Source organism: Burkholderia sp. RF2-non_BP3, assembly GCF_001522185.1.
In the GTDB taxonomy this organism is placed as follows: domain Bacteria; phylum Pseudomonadota; class Gammaproteobacteria; order Burkholderiales; family Burkholderiaceae; genus Burkholderia; species Burkholderia diffusa.
The window spans coordinates 40,399-59,973 of sequence record NZ_LOSU01000036.1 but is presented as its reverse complement, the minus strand read 5'-3'; the positions used below and the strand labels follow the sequence as shown (position 1 = coordinate 59,973).

The following is a 19,575-nucleotide window of genomic DNA, read 5'->3' as shown; positions in this document are numbered from 1 at the left end:
GGCGGACGACGCCGATTCGCTTGTCCCGGACGCTTGCTTCGGCCGGCGCAGCACCTGCACGAGCGCAGGATCGCGCGAGCGCCCCCGAACAGCCGGCACGGTATGTGAGTCGCGCGGCATGCCGGGTGCCGCGAGACGCGACGAAAGTCGCGAGCGGGGCGGCTCGATACATCCGGTTTGGGGCTGCAGGGGCAACGTTCCGCGCCTGATGGCGCAGTTTCACGCCGCATGCATCGCATCGTGACGCAGGCCGCAATCAATACACTTTCCATGCACGCGTTGAACACACTGCACGAACAGGTCGAAAAATTCAGGGAATGGGCGGCGCTATACCCAGTCCGCCAGCGAAGTGTCGAGTGGGAATGTGAGTACGGCGATTGGGAAGCGCTGTGGGACGCGTCGCTTGCCGTCGTCGACTCGCTTGCGCCGGCCGCCTGGACCGCAACCGCGTGCGCCGATCTGCTTTACGCGATTGCCCGCGACCACGCGCTGGAACACATTTCGAGCATGCTCTGGACGCAACCCGACGCGTTGCTGGCACTCGCGCGCGCCTCGATCGACGCGTCGGAGCCGAACGCCAAATGGCAGCTGGCCGCGCGACTCGGCGGGCTGGGTTCGCATGCCGCCGAGGCCGAGGCACTGCTGTTGCGCCTGGTGGACGACGAGGACGAATACGTGCGCCGACGTGCCTTGCTTGCGTTGGGCGCACTGAAGTCCGCTCATGCCGAGGCGCTCGCGGAGCGTGCGTGGCACACTGGACACGAATATCAGCGGATCGCCGCGTTGTGGGTGCTCAAGAACATCGAATCCGGAAAGCTGGCGCAATACGTGAACCTGGCCGAGGAAGACGGTCGCGAGTACGTCGTACGGAACGCGCGAGACGTGTCATGAATATGGGTTGAACGGCCGCGGCATCGTGCGCAGCCTGCGGCTGGAACCCGGCGGTGGTTGGTCGGCAGATCGGCCTATGATGGGTCGAAAAGCGGACATTTTAACTTGGGACCCACACCTGAATTGCCGATAACTATGATTATGTCAAATATGAAATTCACCCGACAACACCACTGAAATCCCGACCTGACGCCACCAGAATCCCGCCTCACCGGTCGCTCGGCAGCACCGATTCCCAGCGCGAACGCAATTGCGGCAAAACCGGCGACACGCGACGCCCCCGACGGCCGCCCGCCAGACGCCGTCTCCAACTACCGCAAACCGCCCGCAACAGGACGATCAGGACAACCACATCCCCTGCATCTTGTGCGAGAAATGCGCGCGCTCGGCCGTCTCCATCAGCGACAGGAATTCGTCCTGCATCATGTGGATCAGCGCTTCGTGGTCGCCGGCCTCGAAATACACTTCCGGCTGCTGCGCGAGATGTTCCTCGAGGAACGTCTTCATCCCGTACGCCATGCATACCGGCGGCAACGCGCCGAGGTCGCAATCCTTGAACAGTTCGCGCAGTTCGATTTCCCTGGCGAGCACGAGATGACGGCCGGTCTTGACCCAGAGGTCCGACAGGCGCACCGCGTGCGACGTCGGCAGTACGGCGGCGACGTAGCCTTCGTCGTCCTCGAGCAGCACGGTTTTCGCGAGGCGATCGCCGGGGATATGCGCGGCGGCGGCCGTCTCCATGCTGGTGTGGCTATACGGGTGGTACACGACTTCGTACCGCGATGACTTCTGGCGCAGGCAATCCTGCAGGGTGGCTGATACAGGCATGGCACACCTCGTCTTGACGAATCGGGCGAACGAAGTTCGCTCCGGATTCGTTCAGCATAGGTCGCATTGCGGCCAATGGAAACGCCCTCGCTCGACGTCCGCACGGACGGTCCGAAACCTGGCTTCGGCCCTTTTTGCGGTCGACATGACCGCCCTCTCCGGCATGCGAAATTCGTGCCCGGAATGCGCATGGAACATGCCGGTCACACCCGCCTTTCTTGAAGACAAAGCGGGCGACATCCGGTCCGGTGCGATGACCCGAATCCATGCGACGGCGACCCCAAACTAGACCGTTAGTTGCATTTAAAGAAAGGGCGTCCGGGCCTGAAAATCATCTCGTCAGCCGCCCGGGATCAGCCGGCCGCGCAGCGGCGAAGCCGTCGCAAACCACGCCCGACAAAGACCGAAACGCGCCCTATACTGAGCCAACCGCCCGCCATCCTGCGGCGGCCGATTCCGGGAGCGACCATGCATTACCAGTTGATCTACGAACTCGTCGACGATTACCTGTCCCGGCGCGAACAGTACCGTGCCGAGCACCTCGCACTCGCGCAGGCGGCAACCGAGCGCGGCGAGCTCATGCTCGCCGGCGCATTGCAGGATCCAGCCGACCGGGCCGTGCTCGTCTTCGAAGGCGACTCGCCGGAAGCCGCCGAATCGTTCGCCCGCGCCGATCCGTACGTGCAGCACGGCCTCGTCAAATCCTGGTGCGTGCGTCCGTGGCGCGTCGTGGTCGGCAAGCACGCCCCGCGCTAGCGGCGCCCCCGGCTACAGCCACCCCGCCCGCTTGAAGCGCCACCACAACGCGAGATCGGCGGCGACCATCACCGCGATGCAGCCGTAGAAGCCGTACTTGAGGTGCAGTTCGGGCATGTTCGCGAAGTTCATCCCGTAAATGCCGGCGATCATCGTCGGTATCGCGAACAGCGCGGCGAACGAACCGAGCCGCTTGGTCACCTCGTTCTCCGAGAGCGAAATCATCCCGAGGTTGACCTGGATCGCGGTCACGACCATCTCGCGCCGCCCTTCGATCGTCTTCACGATCCGCTGCAGGTGGTCGTACACGTCGCGGAAGTAATTCTGCATCCCGCTGCAGACCTGCGGAATGCGTCCGCCGGTGAGCTTCGCGAGCGGCTCGATCAGCGGCGCCGTGTGCTGGTGCAGCGTCACGAGCCGGCGTTTCAGCGAATAGAGATCCTCGATGATCGCGCGCGACGACGCGGGCGAGGCTTTGGTGAAGATGCGGTCCTCGAGTTCCTCGAGCTCGTTGCCGAGCGTCTCGAGGATCGGGAAATAGCGGTCGACGACCTGATCCATCAGCGCATAGAACACGAACGCCGACCCTTCCTGCAGCAGATGCGGCTCGCGCTCGCAGCGCTTGCGCACGTCGCGGAAGTCCTGCTCGGTATGGTTGCGGATCGACAGCACGTAGTTCGGGCCGACGAACACGTTCAGCTCGCCGACCTTGAATTCGCCGTCGTCGTCGAGCTCGACCATATGCAGCACCGCGAACAGCGAATCGCCGTACTCCTCGATCTTCGGCCGCTGATGCCCCTTGCGGGCATCCTCGAGCGCGAGCTCGTGCAGCCCGAATTCCTCGCCCATCAGGTCGATCTCGTCCGGCGTCGGATCCTTCAGCGCGACCCACACGAAACACTCGGGCTTCGACACGTAGTCGCTGATGGCGTCGATATCGATTTCCGCCAGCTTGCGGCCGTCCTGGTATGCAGCACAGTTGATCAGCATGTTGTCCGTCATGTTGCAGTTTTCGCATCAGTTTACCGGTTTGACGCGCGGGCGGCCCGGCTTGCGCGACACGCCGATATTGGTCATGATCGGACTGCGTGCGACGCGGCACGCGCACGACATCGCTTCGACAGACGCGCGGCACGGCCGTGCGGCCCAACCGTCAAGGAGACAAACCCATGTGGTATTTCTCGTGGATACTCGGCATCGGCGTGGCGCTCGGCTTCGGCATCATCAACGCGATGTGGCTGGAGGCGGAAGTCTTCCCGCGCGGCGACAAGCGCAGCGACGCGTCGCGCGGTGATCCGGGGGGCCGGTATTCGTGACGCACCTGGTTTTCTTCTGCGGTCATGCCGGCACCGGCAAGACCACGCTCGCGAAGCGGCTGATCGGGCCGCTGATGCGCGCGACCGGCGAAGCCTTCTGCCTGCTCGACAAGGACACGCTCTACGGCCGCTACAGTTCGGCCGCGATGGGCGCCCTCACCTCCGATCCGAACGATCGCGACAGCCCGCTCTACCTGAAGCACCTGCGCGATCCCGAATACCAGGGCCTGCTCGACACGGCCCGCGAGAACCTCGCGCTCGGCATCGGCGTGCTCGTGGTCGGCCCGCTGTCGCGCGAAGTGCGTGATCGGCGCATCCTCGACCGCACGTGGCTCGGCATCGGGCCGGACGTCGTGCTGACGGTCGTGTGGGTCCATACCGCGGAAGACGTCGCGCACCAGCGGATCGTCGCGCGCGGCAATCCGAACGACGCATACAAGCTCGCGCATTGGGACGAATACCGGCAACGCCGCTTCGTGCCGACCGGCCACGAATGCGACGGCATCGTGATGTTCGACAACACCGCGCCGTCCGACGCGGACATCGATGCGCTGCTGTACCGCATCGCGCCGCCGGCGCCGCAGGCAACGATCGTCCCGCCGCTGCCCGCCTGAACGGCGCGCACCGCCCTGCTCTTCCCCGCCGCGACGCGCTAAAAAAACAACGCCGGAAGCGCTGTTGCGCTCCCGGCGTCGCACGGTCCTCGTGCCGGAGACCGATCGTCAGGCGACTTCGTGCACGCGCTCCATCGTGCCGCCTTCGTACAGTTTGCCGAAGCGGTTCGCGAGGAACGCCTTCAGCGACACCTTTTCCTGCGGGATGAAACCGCTCTGCGGCAGCTTCTTTTCGCGGAACAGATCCAGCACCGCGCACATCGCGCCGGCCGTCGTGATCTGGATCGCGCTCATGTGCATCCCGCACACGTCCTTCGCGAAAATCTTGCGCGTGAATACGTCCTGCACGAGCTGGCCGTCCTTCACGCCCGTCACCGTGACGAACACGAGCACGACGTCCTGCTTCGTCGACGGCACCGCGCGGCGCATGATCGACTTCAGCGTGTCGCGGTCGCTCGACAGGCGCAGGTCCTCGAGCAGGAACTGCACGAGTTCGCGGTGGCCCGGATAGCGCACCGACTTGTAGTCGAGCGTCTCGACCTTGCCCGACAGCGTTTCGCACAGCGTGCCCAGGCCGCCCGACGTGTTGAACGCTTCGTATTCGGTGCCGTCGAGCGAGAAGTGCTCGAGGCCTTCGAGCGGCTGCACCCACTGCTTGCGGCCGTCGCGGATCGCTTCGCACGGCTGGCAGTATTCGTTGATCAGGCCGTCGACGCTCCACGTCAGGTTGTACTTCAGCGCGTTGGTCGGATACTCGGGCAGCGCGCCGACGCGCATCTTCACGTCGCGCACTTCGCTGAAGCCGTTCACGAGCTCGTGTGCGGCGATGCCGATGAAGCCCGGCGCGAGGCCGCACTGCGGCATGAACGCGCGGTCCGAACCGTCCGCCAGTTCGCGGATCGCGTGGGTCGCACGCACGTCTTCGGTCAGATCGAAGTAATGGACGCCGGCAGCCTTGGCCGCCGCGGCGACGTTGACCGCGAGGTAATACGGCAGCGCGTTGACGAGCGCATCGAAGCCCTTCACGGCTTCACGGATCGCATTGGCGTCGGCCGAATCGACACGTTGCGTCGCGATGCCTTCACGCGACAGCTTGGCGAGCGCATCCGCGTCGCGGTCGAACGCGACCACTTCGTAGTCGCCCGTTTCACGCAGCATGTGAGCAATGGTGTGGCCGATCAGACCTGCGCCGACGATGGCGATTTTCATGCGCTTATCTCCTGAGGATGAGTTTGGTGTTGGTGTACGGCGTCGAGCCATGAACACAGTTTAGGGACGCGCAAAATCAGTTCCAAGACGAAGAATGATGCGAAACGACCGTTTAATTCGACGATATGACGACGCATTTCGTCACAACGACCAAATCGTCTAAAAATCGCGTATATGACGCGCCGCAAACGGGCCGCGATGGCGCGTTTGGACGGGCACGAAGGAACATGCAAGGTGGAAGATGCGCGAGGCAACGCCCTGCCCCGCGGCGCGCGCCGTCGGCGGGTATCAGGAGAAGGGAAAGGAGGAAAAACCGGCGCGACGAATCAAATCGCGCCGCGATGTCACACGCGATACGTCATCCGCCAATCGTGCCGCGATCGATCTTGCGCGACAGGATGATCGACGTCGTCGTGCGCTCGACGCCTTCGAGCGTGCCGATCTGGTCGAGCAGATCGTTGAGCCGCTCCGGCGAATCCGCACGCAGCCATGCGACATAGTCGTATTCGCCGCTCACCGCGCACAACAGCTGCACCTCGGGCATCCGGTCGAGCTTGCGCAGCACGTCCTTGCCGAACTTCGGCGTGAGGATGATGCCGACGTACGCATAAATGCTCGCATCGAGCACGTCCTGACCGAGCCGCACGCTGTATCCGGCGATCACGTTGGTGCGCTCGAGCCGCGCGATGCGCGCGACGACCGTCGTGCGTGCGACGTCGAGCTGTCGCGCGAGATCGGCGACGCTTGCGCGCGCATCCGCTTGCAGCAGCGCGACGAGTTGCCGGTCGAGGTCGTCGAGTTGGTCGAGGCGAGGTGGACGCATGAGGCTGGGCCGGCGTGCAACGCGCCGGCGAAATGGAACGTGACGCGATGATAGCGCCGAACGCCGGTGCGCCCAAACGGCATCGCACGCGGTCACGGGCTCGCGCGTTTGCATCGCCCGCCTCGTTCGCGTGCGGCGTCCGACGTGTCGATCGAACGCCGTTGATCGTCGCCCGCCCGCTATGTCCCTTTCAATTTCGATTCGTATCGGATGTAAGCAAGTGTCGCTTTCGCTGTCGCGTTTCAGGCGACGTGCTACTAATAACGGGTGACAAGAGTTCGGTGCTCGCGGCATCGGCCGCCGCGCCCGCTCGCACGACACCACCCCGGAGAGCCAACCATGAAGAAAATCTCGCTCACCCTCGCCACGCTCGCCGTTGCGGCCAGCGCATTCGCGCAAACGCCGCCGCAACCGCAAACGCCGGCTCCGTCGACGGCGACGGCCGCATCGGCCCCGAGCGCCGAACAGCGCGCGGCGCGCCACGAAGCGCGCATCGAGCAGCGCATCAAGTACCTGCACGATCAGCTGAAGATCACGTCGGCGCAGGAGCCGCAATGGAAGACGTTCGCCGAGACGATGCGTGAAAACGGCGACACGATGGGCCGCCTCTATCGCACGCGGATGGAAAGCCAGAACGTGTCCGCGGTCGACGACATGAAGCAGTACGCGGAACTCGCGCAGGCGAACGCGGACGGCGCGAAGAAGCTCGCCGACGCATTTGCGCCGCTCTACGAGAGCTTCCCGGCCGACCAGAAGGCCCTCGCCGACACGACGTTCCGCAGCTGGCTGCATCACGGCGGCGAACATCGCGGCAAGGGCAAGGCGGGGAACAAGGAAGGCAAGGCGGCCGCCGCGCCGGCCGCAAGCGCGCCCGCACAACCCTGACGTCCGCCCGCCGGCGTCGCGCTGCCCGCCCGGGCCGAACGGCGTCGCGCATCCCGCAGGAATCCGGTGCGTCACACGGCGCGCCGGATTCGGGATAAGCTGCCGGCTTTTCCCGCACTTCCCCCCGCCATGCTCGAACTCAAGCACATCGATCTGCGTACCGACCCGCAGGCCCGTCGCGTCGTGAAGGACGAAACCGTCACGGTCGCATTCGCGGAGGCCGACGGCGAACTGATGAGCCTCGAAGGCCCGAACCGCTATGTCGCCGGCGACGCGCTGATCACCGGCTCGACCGGCGACCGCTGGGTCGTGTCGCGCGCACGCTTCGACGCGAAATACCTGCCCGCCGATCCGGCACTCGCGCACGGTGCGCCGGGCGCCTATCGGAACCGGCCAGCCGTCGTGCTTGCCCGCCGGATGGACGAGCCGTTCACGATCGCCCGCTCGGAAAACGGCGACACGCTGCGCGGCGTCGCCGGCGACTGGGTGATGCAGTATGCGCCCGGCGACTACGGCGTCGTCCAGGCGCAGCGTTTCGCGCAGGTCTACCGCGACGCGTAATGCGTCGCGCGCGACGCCGGCATCGCGCCGGCGCGCGCGTTCACGTCAACGTTCAGGCAAAGTCTTCGTCGAGTTCGAGTTCCGCGTCGCGCTCGACGGCCTCGCCGGCCGCGTGCCGCTCCTCGAGCGAGCCCAGCATCGCTTCCGTGTACGCATGCAGCACCGCATGGCTGCGGGCGCGCTGCATCGGCCTGAGCGCCAGATAGCGCGCCAGCGCGGCCGGCACGATGCGGATGTCGAGCGTCATCCGTTTCGGCGTCGAACCGAAACGCATCGCGAGCCACTGCACGGACAGGAAACGCCCGCGCGCGTCGCTGCTTTCGGCAAAGCGCGTCTGCTCCGGAAAGAGATCGCAGATCACGCGCGCGAGCGCGTCGAATTCGGCGCTCTGGCATTCGATCAGATAGTCGTCCATTCCGCCTCTCCCGTCAGGCCGCCGCACGCGGCGACCGGCACGTCTTCACCAGCACGGCGACCAGGATCGCGGCCAGCACGAAATACACGGCCTCGAGCGATCCGGCCGGCAGCACGCGCACCTGATACAGCAGCGCCGGCGCGACCGCCAGCGCATGCAGCACGATCGCGAGCGGCAGCACGCCCGCGCGGCCGGCGCGCACGCCGCGCCAGACCAGCACCGACAGCGCGAGTTGCACCACGAACGCCGAGCAGCGCTCGAGCAGCAACAGCAGCATCGACTGTGCCGACAAGGTCGCCAGCATCACGTGCAGCCGCACGACGGTATCGCCCGGGAGGTCCGCGAGCTGCGTCTCGAGCTGGCCGCGGCTCGCGAGCCACGCGAGATACGACCACTGGCCCCATACGAGCACGCCGACGAACCACGTTTCGGCGCCGGCATGGCCGATCCCGTAGCCGATGCCGCGCCCGTCGCCGGCCGACGCGCCGTAGCGCCGGCTGAGGAACCGGATCCCGAGATAGCGGCCGACCTCTTCGAACACAGCGGTCGCGAGCGCGCTGTACGCGACGAATGCGAGCGGCTGCGTGAGCCAGCCTCCGGCGGGCGTCTGGCTCAGCACGAGGCCATGGAATGCGCGTTCGACGATCATCGCGAACAGCGTGAAGACGGCGACACCGACGATCGTGTCGCGGCGGTCGAGCGAAAGCGGCTTGCGCAGGAGACGGAAGAGAACGAACGGCAGTAGCGCGATGATCAGCGTGGCGGCGATCAGCACCGCCAGCGTGACGGGAGCGACAGTCATGAATTTCCTTGTTCGGGGCAGCGCACCTGACGCGCCGCGTGCCCCGAATGATACTCAGCTTGCGGTCGACGCGCGCGCAATCAACTCGCCCGGCAGCAACGCGACGCGCACGTCGCCGGCCGCGCCGTCGATGCGCTCGTGCACGAATTCGACGGCCTTGTAGCCGATCTCGTAGGTCGGCTGACGAATGGTCGTGATGCCGATCAGTTCGGCCCACTCCGGATCGTCGATCGACAGCAGCGCGGCCTTTTCCTGCCACGCCGCGCCGAAACGCGCGCGCAGATGGCGCGCGATCGCGAGCGCGACCGGCGCGTTGGCGGCGAACAGCGCCGCACGCACGCCGCGCCGCGCCGCGTCGTCGATGCGCGCGTCGACGTCGGCAAGCGCCGCCGCGGCCGCGGCGGGCTCGTTCAGGTCGAGCACGATCGTCGGCGGCACCGGCAGTCCGCGCGCGTCGAGCGCCGCGCGAAACGCGGCCTCGCGCAGGCGCCGCGAGCTGACGCGCTCGAACGGCTGCACGACGAAATGGATCGCATCGAAGCCGCGCGCGACCAGGTGCGCGATCGCCGTCTCGATCGCCTCGGTATTGTCGAGCCCGATCAGGTCGGCCTCGAAGCCCTCGACCGTCCGGTCGACGAGCACGGCCGGAATGCCGGCGCCGCGCAGCGGGCGCAGCACGTCTTCCTCGGCGCCGAGCGCGTTGACGATCAGCCCTTCGACCCGGTAGGTCGTGAGCAGCTGCAGGAAGCGCCGCTCCATCTCGACCTCGTTGGCCGCGTGACAGATGAGCGGCATGTAGCCGAGCGCGTGGCACGCGGCCTCGACGCCCTGCAGCACTTCGACGGTATACGGATTGGTCAGGTCGGCCGCGAGCATGCCGAGCAGCCGGTTGCGGCCGCGCTTCAGCCCGCGCGCCATCTGGTTCGGCCGGTAGTTGAGGCGCGCGATCGCCGCCTCGATCCGCTGGCGCAGATCGGCGGACAGCACGTGCGTCTCGCCGTTCAGATAGCGCGAAACGCTGGTCTTGCCCGTGCCGGCTTCGCGTGCGACGTCGCTGATCGTCGCCGGACGCTGCGTGGAAGGTTGCGAATCGCTCAAGTCGTGCCTCGCGACGTACGATCCGCGCCGCTTCGTGTGCGAACGGACCTTTGTTGTTGGATACGAAAGCCACCCGGCGGACGCCGCCGTCCCCCTGCTTCGCGGTCGATCGAAGCCGGCGCGTTCGCGCCCGCTCCGGTCGCCTGAAACGCACGGCGATCGGCCGCACCGGACCTGGCACGGATGCCCGTCGCCGAACGCCGCCGGCCGCCTGGCCGGGTCGTCGATGCGACGAGCGGGCGATCATAACGCAGCCTGCCCTCCCGTACCAAGACCATCGCCTCTAACCCCGCCGGCTGACCGCCCCCGCTCAGACGCGCGCGAGCGCGTCGGGATTGACGAGGTTCGTGCGCAGCGTGCCGGCCAGCGCACCGACCAGGTTTTCCGCGGCGCAGCGCGCCATCGCATGGCGCGTCTCGTGCGTCGCCGAGCCGATATGCGGCAGCGCGACGACATTGCTCATCCGCAGCAGCGGCGAATCCGCCGGCAACGGCTCCTTCTCGAACACGTCGAGCCCCGCGCCGCGAATCGTGCCCGCGCGCAGCGCGTCGACCAGCGCGGCCTCGTCGACCACCGGCCCGCGCGACGCGTTGATCAGGATCGCGCCGCGCTTCATCTTCGCGAATTCGGCCGCGCCGATCAGGTGACGCGTTTCCGGCGACAGCGGCACCTGCAGGCACACGAAGTCCGACTGCGCGAGCAATTCGTCGAGCGTCACGCGACGGGCGCCGTACTGCGTCTCGGCTTCGGCATGCGCGGAACGATTCGTGTACAGCACCGGCATCCGGAAGCCGAGGGCCGCGCGGCGCGCGACCGCGCCGCCGATCCGCCCGAGCCCGACGATGCCGAGCGTCTTGCCCTGCACGTCGGTGCCGTACAGATCGGGACCGATGCTGCGATGCCAGTGGCCGGCCTTCACCCACTCCGCCATTTCGACCACACGCCGCGCGGACGCAAGGATCAGCGAGAACACGGTATCGGCGGTCGATTCCGTCAGCACGTCGGGCGTATGCGCGAGCACGATGCCGCGCCGCGTGAGATCCGCGACGTCGAAGTTGTCGTAGCCGACCGAGATCGTCGACCAGGCCTTCAGCCGCGGGGCGCGATCGAGCATCTGCGGCGTGACCTTCAGGCTCGCGCCGATCGCGCCGTCCGCGTCGCCGAGGGCATCGGCGAGCGCATCGGCGCCGTCGGCCTGCACGACTTCCGCATGCTCGCGCAGATACGCGAGCACGTCATCGGGCAGCGGCTTGTACGCGACGATACGAGGCTTCATTGTTTTCATTTTCCTTGCAGCGGCGTCGCGAGCGGGTGCGCATCGCGCGCCTGGGGTTTGACGGACAGCGTGAGGATCACCGCGGCCACGAGCGCGGCGCTCATGAACGCATACGATGCGACGGGCGACCCGGTCGCCCCGTTCAGATAGCCGACGAAGTACGAGCCGACGAACGAGCCGAGCGCGCCCATGCTGTTGATCAGCGCCATCGCGCCGCCGGCGACGTTCTTCGGCAGCAGTTCCGGAACGATCGCGAAGAACGGGCCGTACGGCGCGTACATCGCGGCGCCCGCGACGACCAGCAGCGCGTACGAGATCCAGAAATGCGACGAGCCGAGCGCATACGATGCGGCGAACGCAGCCGCGCCGACGAGCAGGAACGGCCACACGAAGCCGCGGCGCGACCCGACCTTGTCGGACGCCCACGACGCGACCAGCATCGCGATCGTCGCCGCGAGGTACGGCAGCGCCGACAGCCAGCCCGTCGCGACCATGCCGAGCTCGGAGCCGTTCTTGACGATCGACGGCAGCCACAGCACGAAGCCGTACACGCCGATGCTCCAGCAGAAGTATTGCGCGCACAGCTTGATCACCGCCGGCGACCGGAACGCCTCGCCGTAGTTGCGCACGGGCTTGATCGCCGCCTGTTCGGCCGCGAGCGCGGCATCGAGGTCGCTCTTTTCCTGCGCGGTGAGCCACGGCGAATCGGCCGGCTTGTCCTGTACGAGGAACCACCAGCACACGGCCCAGATGATGGCCGGCACGCCTTCGGCGATGAACATGTGGCGCCAGCCGAATTCGTGCACGAGATAGCCCGACACGATCGACATCCACAGCACGGTGACCGGGTTGCCGAGGATCAGGAACGTGTTCGCGCGCGAGCGCTCGTTCTTCGTGAACCAGTTGCTGATGTAGATGAGCATCGCCGGCATCACGGCCGCTTCGACCACGCCGAGCATGAAGCGGATCGCCATCAGCGACGGGATGTTGGTGACGACGCCCGTGAGCGCCGCGCAAGCGCCCCACAGCACGAGGCTGGCGAACACGAGCTTCTTGACGCTGCGGCGCTCCGCATAGATCGCGCCCGGAATCTGGAAGAAGAAGTAGCCGAGGAAGAACAGCGCGCCGATCAGCGACGACAGGCCCTTGCTGATCCCGAGGTCCTGGTTGATGCCGGCCGCTGCCGCGAACCCGTAGTTCGCGCGGTCGAGGTAAGCGAGGCTGTACGTGATGAAGACGATCGGCATGATCGTCCACCAGCGTCGTGCTGCGAGATTGGCTGCCATCAGAGTGTCTCCTGGGTGGACCGGAGCGGGCGCTCGAGCGCTTGCTCCCGTCCCGTCCTTTCGGGAATCGACCGGCGTCGGCGCATCGGCGCCTGCTCCGGCCTCATGCAAAACCGTGCACGAAGCACGAAATGGGTCCGCGGATTGTGCCGTGTCCGGCCTCTCATTGCGCGGTGACGCTTTCCTCTAAGCGATCGGCTCGATTGCTGACGTTTTCGAGCCGATCGAGTGCCTCGCGGGTCGGCAGGCCTTCCGAATCGCCGATCACCTGGATCGCGAGCGCCCCGATGCGGTTGCCGCGCGCGACCGCCTGCTCGACGGACCGGCCTTCCAGCAGCGCGCTGACCACGCCGACCGCGAAGCCGTCGCCGGCGCCGACCGTGTCGACCACGTTCGCGACGCGCTCGCCCGCGACCGTGCCCTCGCGGCCGTCGGCCGTGCGGAAGTACGCGCCCTCGGCGCCGAGCTTGATCACCACGCCGCGCGCGCCCTGTGCCAGATAGAAACCCGCGATGTCGGCGGGCGTGTCGTGCCCGGTGAGCTGCTGCCCTTCGGCGAGGCCCGGCAGCACCCAGTCGGCGAGCGTCGCGAGCGCGTTCAGCGTCTTCGCCATCACGTCGGCGGACGGCCACAGCGTCGGGCGCAGGTTCGGGTCGAACGAGATCGTCTTGCCCGCCGCGCGCATCTCGCGCGCCAGCTGGAACGCGAGTTCGCACGACGTCGCCGAGATCGCCGGCGCGACGCCCGTCAAGTGCAGGTGACGCGCGCCGAGCACGTAGTCGGCCACGTAGTCGTCGCACGACAGGTGGCTCGCGGCCGAGCCCTTGCGGAAATATTCGACGGTCGGGTCGCTGCCGTCGTCGTTACGCGACTTCAGCTGGAACCCGGTCGGATAGCGCGGGTCGACGGTCACGCACGACGCGTCGATGCCTTCGCGCGCGAGCGTGTCGAGCACGTAACCGCCGAACGAATCGCGGCCCACCCGGCTCATCCAGCCGACCCGGAAGCCGAGCCGCGACAGGCCGATCGCGACGTTCAGGTCCGCGCCCGCGATCCGTTTCGTGAATTGCGACGCGTGCGCGAGGTGGCCGGGCTCGGCGGCGACGAACATCGCCATCGCTTCGCCGTAGGTCACGACATCGAGTGCTGCCTTCATCAGTGAATTCCTCCGTATCCTTCCTGCGTCACGCTGCGGCGAGCCACGCCACGCGCCGGCCGGCATCGCCCGCCAGGTCTGCGGCATCGAACGGGAATTCGATGCCGCGCGGCGCTGCTTTCGGCAGGGCCGCGAGCACGCCTGTGACGAGCGTGTCGCCCGGCGCCGGCGCCACCGCGAAACGGCGGGCGCCCTCACCCTCGACTGCCTTGCAATGAATGTATTCCACATGCGGCGCGAGCGCGTGCGCGCACGCGAGCGGCGCTTCGCCCGGCCACTGCCAGTTGCCGATGTCGAACGTCATGCCGAGCGCATCGGGCACGCCCGCGTCGGTCAACGCGGCGAACAGCCCGCTGAATTGAGCGAGTGCGCCACCCACCGGCAGTTGGCCGTTCTCGACCACCACGCGGGCACGCGCGCCGCGCGACAGCGCGACGATCCCGGACGCATGCGCGTCGCCGGCGAAGCCGCCGAGCTGAAACTTGACGAAGCGCGCGCCGAGCGCGTCGGCTTCCACGAGCGTGTCGCGCAACGCGTCGGCATCGAGCGCGCCGGTTTCCGTGTACAACGTGGCCGGCGTCGAATAGACCGACCACAGGCCGTGCGCGGTGAGTGCCGCGCCAAGCTCGGCCAGCGCGCCGGGCGTCGCGTCGTCGTCCGATGGGAACAGCTCGCGCCGCACCTCGAAACCGGTCGCGCCGGATGCGGCCGCGGTCGCGATGAATGCACGGTGGCCCTCCTGACGCACGCGGTCCATCCCGAATGCGCTCGCCACGATCACGATGTCTGCCATTTCTGCCCTTTTTTCACCGGAATGGAACCGGTTCCATTTGCTTGAGACGGATGGTGCGCTTCGCATCCGGTGCACGCCATAGAGGAAATCCCTAGGCCGGGCCGCCGCGCGCCCGCGCACGTGCGTCCGGCATTCCACCACCCGGGTCGGCGCCTATTCGTCGTCGTGCGTGATGCACATGTCGAGGAACTGGGCCGCCACGCGCGACGGCGCGGCGCCGTGCGGCACGAGGATCGAGAAATGGCGCGTGAGCGGCGCCGGGGCCAGCGAGCGCGGCACGAGCGCCGCATCCTCGTGCCGCAGCGACATCGCGGACACGAAACCGACGCCCATCCCCGCGCGCACGGCCTCCTTCACGGCCTCGACGCCCGCGATCTCGAACGCGACGCGCATCGGCGCGCCGCCATGCGCGAACGCGCGTTCGACGAGCTGGCGCACGCCGGAACCCTCCTCGCGCAGCACGAGCGGATGCGCGGCGAGTGCGTCGAGCGTGACGCCGGTTTCGTATTCCGGCGCGGCGAGAGGATGTCCGGCCGGCACGACCGCGACGATCTCGTCCTCGTGCCACGCATGCACGGCAGTGCCGGGCGGCAGCGCCTCGCCGGGCGGCCCTTCGATCATCGCGATGTCGAGCGACGCCAGCGCGGCAACCACGTCGGCCGTATTGCCGCTCATCGTGTGGATCGCCACCCGCGGCACGCGCGGCTGAAATGCGGCGATCAGGTACGGCAGCAGGTAGCTGGCGGGCGTCGTGCTCGCGCCGATCCGCAGCGTGCCGGCGTCGAGCCCACGCACGGCGTCGCGAAACGCGCGCGCCTGCGCGAACGTGTCGCGCTGCGCCTTCGCGTACTGCGCGAGCTGCTCGCCGACCGGCGTCAGGCGGATGCCGCGGCCCTCGCGCTGGTACAGCGGCTCGCCGAACTCGTCCTGCAGCAGGCGCAGCTGGCCCGACACGGCCGGCTGCGACAGATGCAGCGCGACGGCAGCGCGGCTGATGTTCAGATGTTCGGCGACGGCCGCGAACGTTATCAGTTGATCCGGGGTCATGAGCGTGAATTATCGGATTTCCGGATAGTTTACGTCACAAATCACAATTTTTCATATCGATATAACCAAACTAGGATTAAGCCATCGCAACCCGTTTCATCACGGTGCTCCATGTCCACTGCTCCGACTCCCCATCTCAATCACGCCGCCCCGTCAATGCGCGGCCAGTTGAACGGCGTGCTGTTCGTCGCGCTGTTCGCCGCCGCCGTCACCAGTCTGTCGCAACTTCCGGCGATCGCCGGGCTCGGCCTGTCGCCGCTGATCGTCGGCATCGTCGCGGGCGCGCTGTACGGCAACGCGCTGCGCGACGGCATGCCCGCGAGTTGGGCCGCCGGCGTCAACTTTTCCGCGCGCAAGCTGCTGCGCATCGCGGTCGCGTTCTTCGGCCTGCGCGTGAGCCTGCAGGAAATCGCGCAGGTCGGCCTGCCGGGCCTGACGGTGTCGGTGCTGGTCGTCGTCAGCACGCTCGCGATCGGCACCTGGGTCGGCATGAAGGTGATGAAGCTCGATCGCGACGCGGCGCTCTTGACCGCCGCCGGCAGCGCGATCTGCGGCGCGGCCGCCGTGCTCGCGTTCGAATCGACGCTGCAGTCGAAGCCGCATCAGAGCGCGATGGCCGTGGGCAGCGTGGTGCTGTTCGGCACGCTGTCGATGTTCCTCTACCCGCTCGCGTATCACGCCGGCCTGCTCAATCTCGACCCGGCCGGCCTCGGCCTGTTCTTCGGCGGCACGATCCACGAGGTCGCGCAGGTGGTCGGCGCGGCGAGCGACATCAGCCCGCAGGTCGCGCACGTCGCGACGATCGTGAAGATGACCCGCGTGATGCTGCTGGTGCCGGTGCTGCTCACGCTCGGCTGGTGGCTCGCCCGCTCCGCACGCCCGGCCGGTGCGAGCGCCGACGGCGCGCACGGCAAGCGCAAGGTGGCGGTGCCGTGGTTCGCGCTCGGCTTCCTCGGCTTCGTGATCGTCAATTCGCTGAACGTGCTGCCCGCCGACGTCACGCACACACTGAATGTGCTCGACACCTTCGCGCTGACGATGGCAATGACCGCGCTCGGCATCGAGACCCGCGTGTCGCAGATCCGCGAGGCCGGCCCGCGGGCCCTGACCACCGGCCTGATCCTGTACGTCTGGCTGATCGCCGGCGGCTACGGGATCACCTGGGCCGTGCAGCGCTGGCTTGGCTGAGCCGCGCACCACGCCGCGACACGCGCCGCGCCCGACGGGAAGGTCCCGCGGGCGCGGCGCAGTGCTATGCTTCGCGTCGTTTTCCTTCGCCCACTTCACCATCCTCTTTCAGCCGTGCTCTCGTTCCTGCTGAAACTGCGCACTCGCGCCCAGACGCTGTTCCGCCTGTCGGACGCTCATACGATGCTGATCTGGTCGGCCATCGTCGGCGTCGGCGGCGCCTTCGCCACCATGGCGTTTCGCGAAGGCATCGACCTGATGCAGCGCCTGATCTCCGGACACAGCGGGAGCTTCGTGCAGATGGCGCGAAGCCTGCCGTGGTACGTGCGGTTCTGGATGCCGGCCGCGGGCGGTTTCCTCGCCGGCTGCGTGCTGCTGCTCGCGACGCGCGGCGTCCGGAAATCCGGCAACACCGACTACATGGAAGCCGTCGCGCTCGGCGACGGCGTCGTGCCGGTACGGCAGAGCCTGTGGCGCAGCGTGTCGTCGCTGCTGACGATCGGCAGCGGCGGCTCGATCGGCCGCGAAGGCCCGATGGTGCAGCTCGCCGCGCTCGCCGCATCGCTGGTCGGCCGCTTCGTGCACTTCGACCCGCCGCGCCTGCGCCTGCTCGTCGCGTGCGGCGCGGCGGCCGGCATCACGTCCGCCTACAATGCGCCGATCGCCGGCGCGTTCTTCGTGTCCGAAATCGTGCTCGGCACGATCGCGATGGAGAGCTTCGGGCCGATGGTCGTCGCGTCCGTCGTCGCGAACATCGTGATGCGGGAATTCGCCGGCTACCGGCCGCCATACGAGATGCCGGTGTTCCCGGCCGTGACGGGCCCCGAGGTGCTGCTGTTCGTCGTACTCGGCGCGCTGTGCGGCGTGCTCGCGCCGCAGTTCCTGCACCTGCTCGATGCGTCGAAGAACCAGTTCAAGCGGCTGCCCGTGCCGCTGCCGGTGCGGCTCGCGCTCGGCGGCCTCGTGGTCGGCGTGATCTCGGTGTGGATTCCGGACGTGTGGGGCAACGGCTACAGCGTCGTGAACCACATCCTGCATTCGCCGTGGACCTGGCAGGCGCTCGTCGCGGTGCTGGTGTTCAAGGTGATCGCGACCGCCGCGACCGCCGGCTCGGGCGCGGTCGGCGGCGTGTTTACGCCGACACTGTTCGTCGGGGCCGTGTTCGGCTCGCTGTTCGGGCTCGCGATGAACGCGCTGTGGCCCGGCCACACGTCCGCGTATTTCGCGTATGCGATGGTCGGGATGGGTGCGTTCATGGCCGGCGCCACGCAGGCGCCGCTGATGGCCATCCTGATGATCTTCGAGATGACGCTCAGTTACCAGGTCGTGCTGCCGCTGCTGGTGTCGTGCGTGTTCGCGTATTTCGTCGCGCGCGCGACGGGCACGACGTCGATGTACGAGATCACGCTGCGCCACCACCAGGACGCGCAGGAACGGCTGCGGCTGCGCACCACCCAGATGCGCGAGCTGATCCAGCCCGCGCAGACGGTCGTGCCGCTCACCGCGAGCGTCGCCGACATGACGCGCGTGTTTCTCGAATATCCGGTGAAGTATCTGTACGTGACCGACGACGCCGGGCGCTTCCGCGGCGCGGTCGCGTTGAAGGACATCACGTCCGACCTGCTCGACAAGCGCGACACCACCGACAAGACGGCAGCGCACTACGCGCATACGCCGTTTCCGCTGCTCACGCCCGACATGCCGCTCGCGACCGCGCTCGAGCGCTTCATGGCGTTCCAGGGCGAACGGCTGCCGGTGATCGAAAGCGAGGCCGAGCCGACGCTCGCGGGCGTCGTCTACAAGACGTCGCTGCTCGACGCGTACCGGCGGATGACCGGCGAGCGCTGACCTGTACGGGGCGCGGCGCGCGATACGGCGCCGCCGCATCCTCGCTCGCGGCGCCGTCCGCGCCGACCGACCGCCGGCGCGCTCAGTCCGGCGCGCGCCCCAGCACGACCCGCGCGAAGAACCCCGCCAGCACCGATTCGGCCACGTCGGCCGAAACATGCTGCGGATCGGCCGTGTAGTACGACTGAACGCCGTCGCACAGGCACATCAGCCCGAACGCGAGCGTCTCGGCCGGCAGCAACAGCGGCGTGCCCGCGCGCTCGGCGAAGCGCTGGATGAATTCGGCCATCTGCAGCCGCTTGCCGTGCAGGAACTGGTTGAAGCGCACGCGAAACTTCGCGTCGCGCGCCGCCTGCAGCTTCGCCTCGCCCCACAGCAGCGAATATTCGTCGTCGCGAAACAGCGTCCGGTAGTACGCGAGCGCCATCGACTCCATCTGCTCGCGCGGCCCACCCACCTCGAAGATCGCCTCGAAATCGGCCCGCACCGAATCATGGTCGCGCTCGAGCAGTTCGAGCAGCAGTTCCGACTTGCTGCGGAAATTCGAATAAAACGCGCCGCGCGTATAGCCGGCCGCCGCCGCGATGTCCTCGACGCTCGCGGCGACATAGCCTTTCTTCAGAAAAATCCGGTGCGCGGCATTCAGCAGACGTTCGCGCGTCTGGTCCCTGCTCTGCTCGCGAGTTAAGCGCTGTGGTTTCATGGCGCGCAGTCTAGCACCAACTCCCTTTCGGATTCATCTTTGCATTCAGATACAGGTGTGTATTAGAATCCGCCACAGTT

21 protein-coding genes are annotated in these 19,575 nt (G+C 67.4%); 8 read left to right on the top strand and 13 right to left on the bottom strand.

Annotation, left to right across the window (positions count from 1 at the left end):
• The first annotated feature begins 228 nt into the window (after positions 1 to 228).
• Complete coding sequence (locus WS45_RS19430) at positions 229 to 891, top strand: HEAT repeat domain-containing protein (protein WP_059701141.1); 663 nt, start codon at positions 229 to 231, stop codon at positions 889 to 891.
• 339 nt (positions 892 to 1,230) lie between these two features.
• On the opposite strand, the gene WS45_RS19425 is transcribed toward WS45_RS19430, so the two are convergent.
• Positions 1,231 to 1,719, bottom strand: a complete 489-nt coding sequence (locus tag WS45_RS19425) for an aminoacyl-tRNA deacylase (RefSeq protein WP_044848239.1) — start codon at positions 1,717 to 1,719, stop codon at positions 1,231 to 1,233.
• 468 nt (positions 1,720 to 2,187) lie between these two features.
• Here WS45_RS19425 and WS45_RS19420 point away from each other — a divergent pair, with 468 nt between their 5' ends.
• Positions 2,188 to 2,475, top strand: coding sequence for a YciI-like protein (locus WS45_RS19420; RefSeq protein WP_059451388.1), 288 nt, complete (start codon positions 2,188 to 2,190; stop codon positions 2,473 to 2,475).
• A gap of 12 nt (positions 2,476 to 2,487) precedes the next feature.
• Here WS45_RS19420 and corA read toward each other — a convergent pair whose 3' ends face one another.
• Positions 2,488 to 3,465 carry a magnesium/cobalt transporter CorA gene (gene corA / locus WS45_RS19415; protein ID WP_059701493.1) on the bottom strand — a complete coding sequence of 326 codons (978 nt, stop codon included), beginning with the start codon at positions 3,463 to 3,465 and terminating at the stop codon, positions 2,488 to 2,490.
• Positions 3,466 to 3,644: 179 nt separating this feature from the next.
• Here corA and cydX point away from each other — a divergent pair, with 179 nt between their 5' ends.
• Both cydX and WS45_RS19410 read left to right on the top strand, forming a co-directional pair.
• The gene (gene cydX / locus WS45_RS32730; RefSeq protein ID WP_063888607.1) at positions 3,645 to 3,791 is read left to right on the top strand and encodes a cytochrome bd-I oxidase subunit CydX; all 147 of its coding nucleotides are present in this window, start codon (positions 3,645 to 3,647) and stop codon (positions 3,789 to 3,791) included.
• The gene (locus WS45_RS19410) at positions 3,788 to 4,405 is read left to right on the top strand and encodes an AAA family ATPase (RefSeq protein ID WP_059524280.1); all 618 of its coding nucleotides are present in this window, start codon (positions 3,788 to 3,790) and stop codon (positions 4,403 to 4,405) included. Before cydX ends, WS45_RS19410 begins: the two co-directional genes overlap by 4 nt.
• 108 nt (positions 4,406 to 4,513) lie before the next feature.
• On the opposite strand, the gene WS45_RS19405 is transcribed toward WS45_RS19410, so the two are convergent.
• A complete protein-coding gene (locus WS45_RS19405) occupies positions 4,514 to 5,614 on the bottom strand; it encodes a saccharopine dehydrogenase family protein (protein ID WP_040144221.1) in 1,101 nt (366 codons plus the stop codon).
• Between the two features lie 358 nt (positions 5,615 to 5,972).
• Positions 5,973 to 6,437, bottom strand: coding sequence for an Lrp/AsnC family transcriptional regulator (locus tag WS45_RS19400; RefSeq protein WP_006481526.1), 465 nt, complete (start codon positions 6,435 to 6,437; stop codon positions 5,973 to 5,975).
• Positions 6,438 to 6,776: 339 nt separating this feature from the next.
• Here WS45_RS19400 and WS45_RS19395 point away from each other — a divergent pair, with 339 nt between their 5' ends.
• Positions 6,777 to 7,322: a Spy/CpxP family protein refolding chaperone gene (locus WS45_RS19395; RefSeq protein WP_059701139.1), complete on the top strand. Its 546-nt coding sequence runs from the start codon at positions 6,777 to 6,779 to the stop codon at positions 7,320 to 7,322.
• Positions 7,323 to 7,451: 129 nt separating this feature from the next.
• Positions 7,452 to 7,883, top strand: a complete 432-nt coding sequence (locus tag WS45_RS19390; protein WP_059524276.1) for a PGDYG domain-containing protein — start codon at positions 7,452 to 7,454, stop codon at positions 7,881 to 7,883.
• A 52-nt stretch (positions 7,884 to 7,935) separates the two neighbouring features.
• On the opposite strand, the gene WS45_RS19385 is transcribed toward WS45_RS19390, so the two are convergent.
• From WS45_RS19385 to WS45_RS19350, 8 genes are all read right to left on the bottom strand, one after another.
• On the bottom strand, positions 7,936 to 8,298 hold the full coding sequence (locus tag WS45_RS19385; protein ID WP_059691676.1) for a DUF3022 domain-containing protein: 363 nt from the start codon (positions 8,296 to 8,298) through the stop codon (positions 7,936 to 7,938).
• Between the two features lie 13 nt (positions 8,299 to 8,311).
• Complete coding sequence (locus WS45_RS19380; RefSeq protein ID WP_059701137.1) at positions 8,312 to 9,100, bottom strand: YhfC family intramembrane metalloprotease; 789 nt, start codon at positions 9,098 to 9,100, stop codon at positions 8,312 to 8,314.
• A gap of 54 nt (positions 9,101 to 9,154) precedes the next feature.
• Positions 9,155 to 10,198: a LacI family DNA-binding transcriptional regulator gene (locus tag WS45_RS19375; protein WP_059691674.1), complete on the bottom strand. Its 1,044-nt coding sequence runs from the start codon at positions 10,196 to 10,198 to the stop codon at positions 9,155 to 9,157.
• Between the two features lie 310 nt (positions 10,199 to 10,508).
• Positions 10,509 to 11,474 (bottom strand): NAD(P)-dependent oxidoreductase, encoded by a 966-nt coding sequence (locus WS45_RS19370; RefSeq protein WP_059701135.1) that lies wholly within the window; start codon positions 11,472 to 11,474, stop codon positions 10,509 to 10,511.
• A 5-nt stretch (positions 11,475 to 11,479) separates the two neighbouring features.
• Positions 11,480 to 12,760 (bottom strand): MFS transporter, encoded by a 1,281-nt coding sequence (locus WS45_RS19365; protein WP_059701133.1) that lies wholly within the window; start codon positions 12,758 to 12,760, stop codon positions 11,480 to 11,482.
• Positions 12,761 to 12,923: 163 nt separating this feature from the next.
• Positions 12,924 to 13,916 carry a sugar kinase gene (locus WS45_RS19360; protein WP_059524266.1) on the bottom strand — a complete coding sequence of 331 codons (993 nt, stop codon included), beginning with the start codon at positions 13,914 to 13,916 and terminating at the stop codon, positions 12,924 to 12,926.
• Between the two features lie 28 nt (positions 13,917 to 13,944).
• Positions 13,945 to 14,709, bottom strand: coding sequence for a TIM barrel protein (locus WS45_RS19355; RefSeq protein ID WP_059701131.1), 765 nt, complete (start codon positions 14,707 to 14,709; stop codon positions 13,945 to 13,947).
• 153 nt (positions 14,710 to 14,862) lie between these two features.
• The gene (locus tag WS45_RS19350; RefSeq protein WP_059701128.1) at positions 14,863 to 15,756 is read right to left on the bottom strand and encodes a LysR family transcriptional regulator; all 894 of its coding nucleotides are present in this window, start codon (positions 15,754 to 15,756) and stop codon (positions 14,863 to 14,865) included.
• A 111-nt stretch (positions 15,757 to 15,867) separates the two neighbouring features.
• Here WS45_RS19350 and WS45_RS19345 point away from each other — a divergent pair, with 111 nt between their 5' ends.
• Positions 15,868 to 16,944: a YeiH family protein gene (locus WS45_RS19345; RefSeq protein ID WP_059524260.1), complete on the top strand. Its 1,077-nt coding sequence runs from the start codon at positions 15,868 to 15,870 to the stop codon at positions 16,942 to 16,944.
• A 114-nt stretch (positions 16,945 to 17,058) separates the two neighbouring features.
• A complete protein-coding gene (locus tag WS45_RS19340; protein WP_218921638.1) occupies positions 17,059 to 18,792 on the top strand; it encodes a ClcB-like voltage-gated chloride channel protein in 1,734 nt (577 codons plus the stop codon).
• 82 nt (positions 18,793 to 18,874) lie between these two features.
• Here WS45_RS19340 and WS45_RS19335 read toward each other — a convergent pair whose 3' ends face one another.
• Positions 18,875 to 19,495 (bottom strand): TetR/AcrR family transcriptional regulator, encoded by a 621-nt coding sequence (locus WS45_RS19335; protein ID WP_059524255.1) that lies wholly within the window; start codon positions 19,493 to 19,495, stop codon positions 18,875 to 18,877.
• Positions 19,496 to 19,575: the final 80 nt, after the last annotated feature.

Coding starts and splice junctions, on each gene's coding strand:
- WS45_RS19430 (WP_059701141.1), top strand. CDS start 229: ATGCATCGCATCGTGACGCAGGCCGCAATCAATACACTTTCCATGCAC.
- WS45_RS19425 (WP_044848239.1), bottom strand. CDS start 1,719: ATGCCTGTATCAGCCACCCTGCAGGATTGCCTGCGCCAGAAGTCATCG.
- WS45_RS19420 (WP_059451388.1), top strand. CDS start 2,188: ATGCATTACCAGTTGATCTACGAACTCGTCGACGATTACCTGTCCCGG.
- corA (WP_059701493.1), bottom strand. CDS start 3,465: ATGCTGATCAACTGTGCTGCATACCAGGACGGCCGCAAGCTGGCGGAA.
- cydX (WP_063888607.1), top strand. CDS start 3,645: ATGTGGTATTTCTCGTGGATACTCGGCATCGGCGTGGCGCTCGGCTTC.
- WS45_RS19405 (WP_040144221.1), bottom strand. CDS start 5,614: ATGAAAATCGCCATCGTCGGCGCAGGTCTGATCGGCCACACCATTGCT.
- WS45_RS19400 (WP_006481526.1), bottom strand. CDS start 6,437: ATGCGTCCACCTCGCCTCGACCAACTCGACGACCTCGACCGGCAACTC.
- WS45_RS19395 (WP_059701139.1), top strand. CDS start 6,777: ATGAAGAAAATCTCGCTCACCCTCGCCACGCTCGCCGTTGCGGCCAGC.
- WS45_RS19390 (WP_059524276.1), top strand. CDS start 7,452: ATGCTCGAACTCAAGCACATCGATCTGCGTACCGACCCGCAGGCCCGT.
- WS45_RS19385 (WP_059691676.1), bottom strand. CDS start 8,298: ATGGACGACTATCTGATCGAATGCCAGAGCGCCGAATTCGACGCGCTC.
- WS45_RS19380 (WP_059701137.1), bottom strand. CDS start 9,100: ATGACTGTCGCTCCCGTCACGCTGGCGGTGCTGATCGCCGCCACGCTG.
- WS45_RS19370 (WP_059701135.1), bottom strand. CDS start 11,474: ATGAAGCCTCGTATCGTCGCGTACAAGCCGCTGCCCGATGACGTGCTC.
- WS45_RS19365 (WP_059701133.1), bottom strand. CDS start 12,760: ATGGCAGCCAATCTCGCAGCACGACGCTGGTGGACGATCATGCCGATC.
- WS45_RS19360 (WP_059524266.1), bottom strand. CDS start 13,916: ATGAAGGCAGCACTCGATGTCGTGACCTACGGCGAAGCGATGGCGATG.
- WS45_RS19355 (WP_059701131.1), bottom strand. CDS start 14,709: ATGGCAGACATCGTGATCGTGGCGAGCGCATTCGGGATGGACCGCGTG.
- WS45_RS19350 (WP_059701128.1), bottom strand. CDS start 15,756: ATGACCCCGGATCAACTGATAACGTTCGCGGCCGTCGCCGAACATCTG.
- WS45_RS19345 (WP_059524260.1), top strand. CDS start 15,868: ATGTCCACTGCTCCGACTCCCCATCTCAATCACGCCGCCCCGTCAATG.
- WS45_RS19335 (WP_059524255.1), bottom strand. CDS start 19,495: ATGAAACCACAGCGCTTAACTCGCGAGCAGAGCAGGGACCAGACGCGC.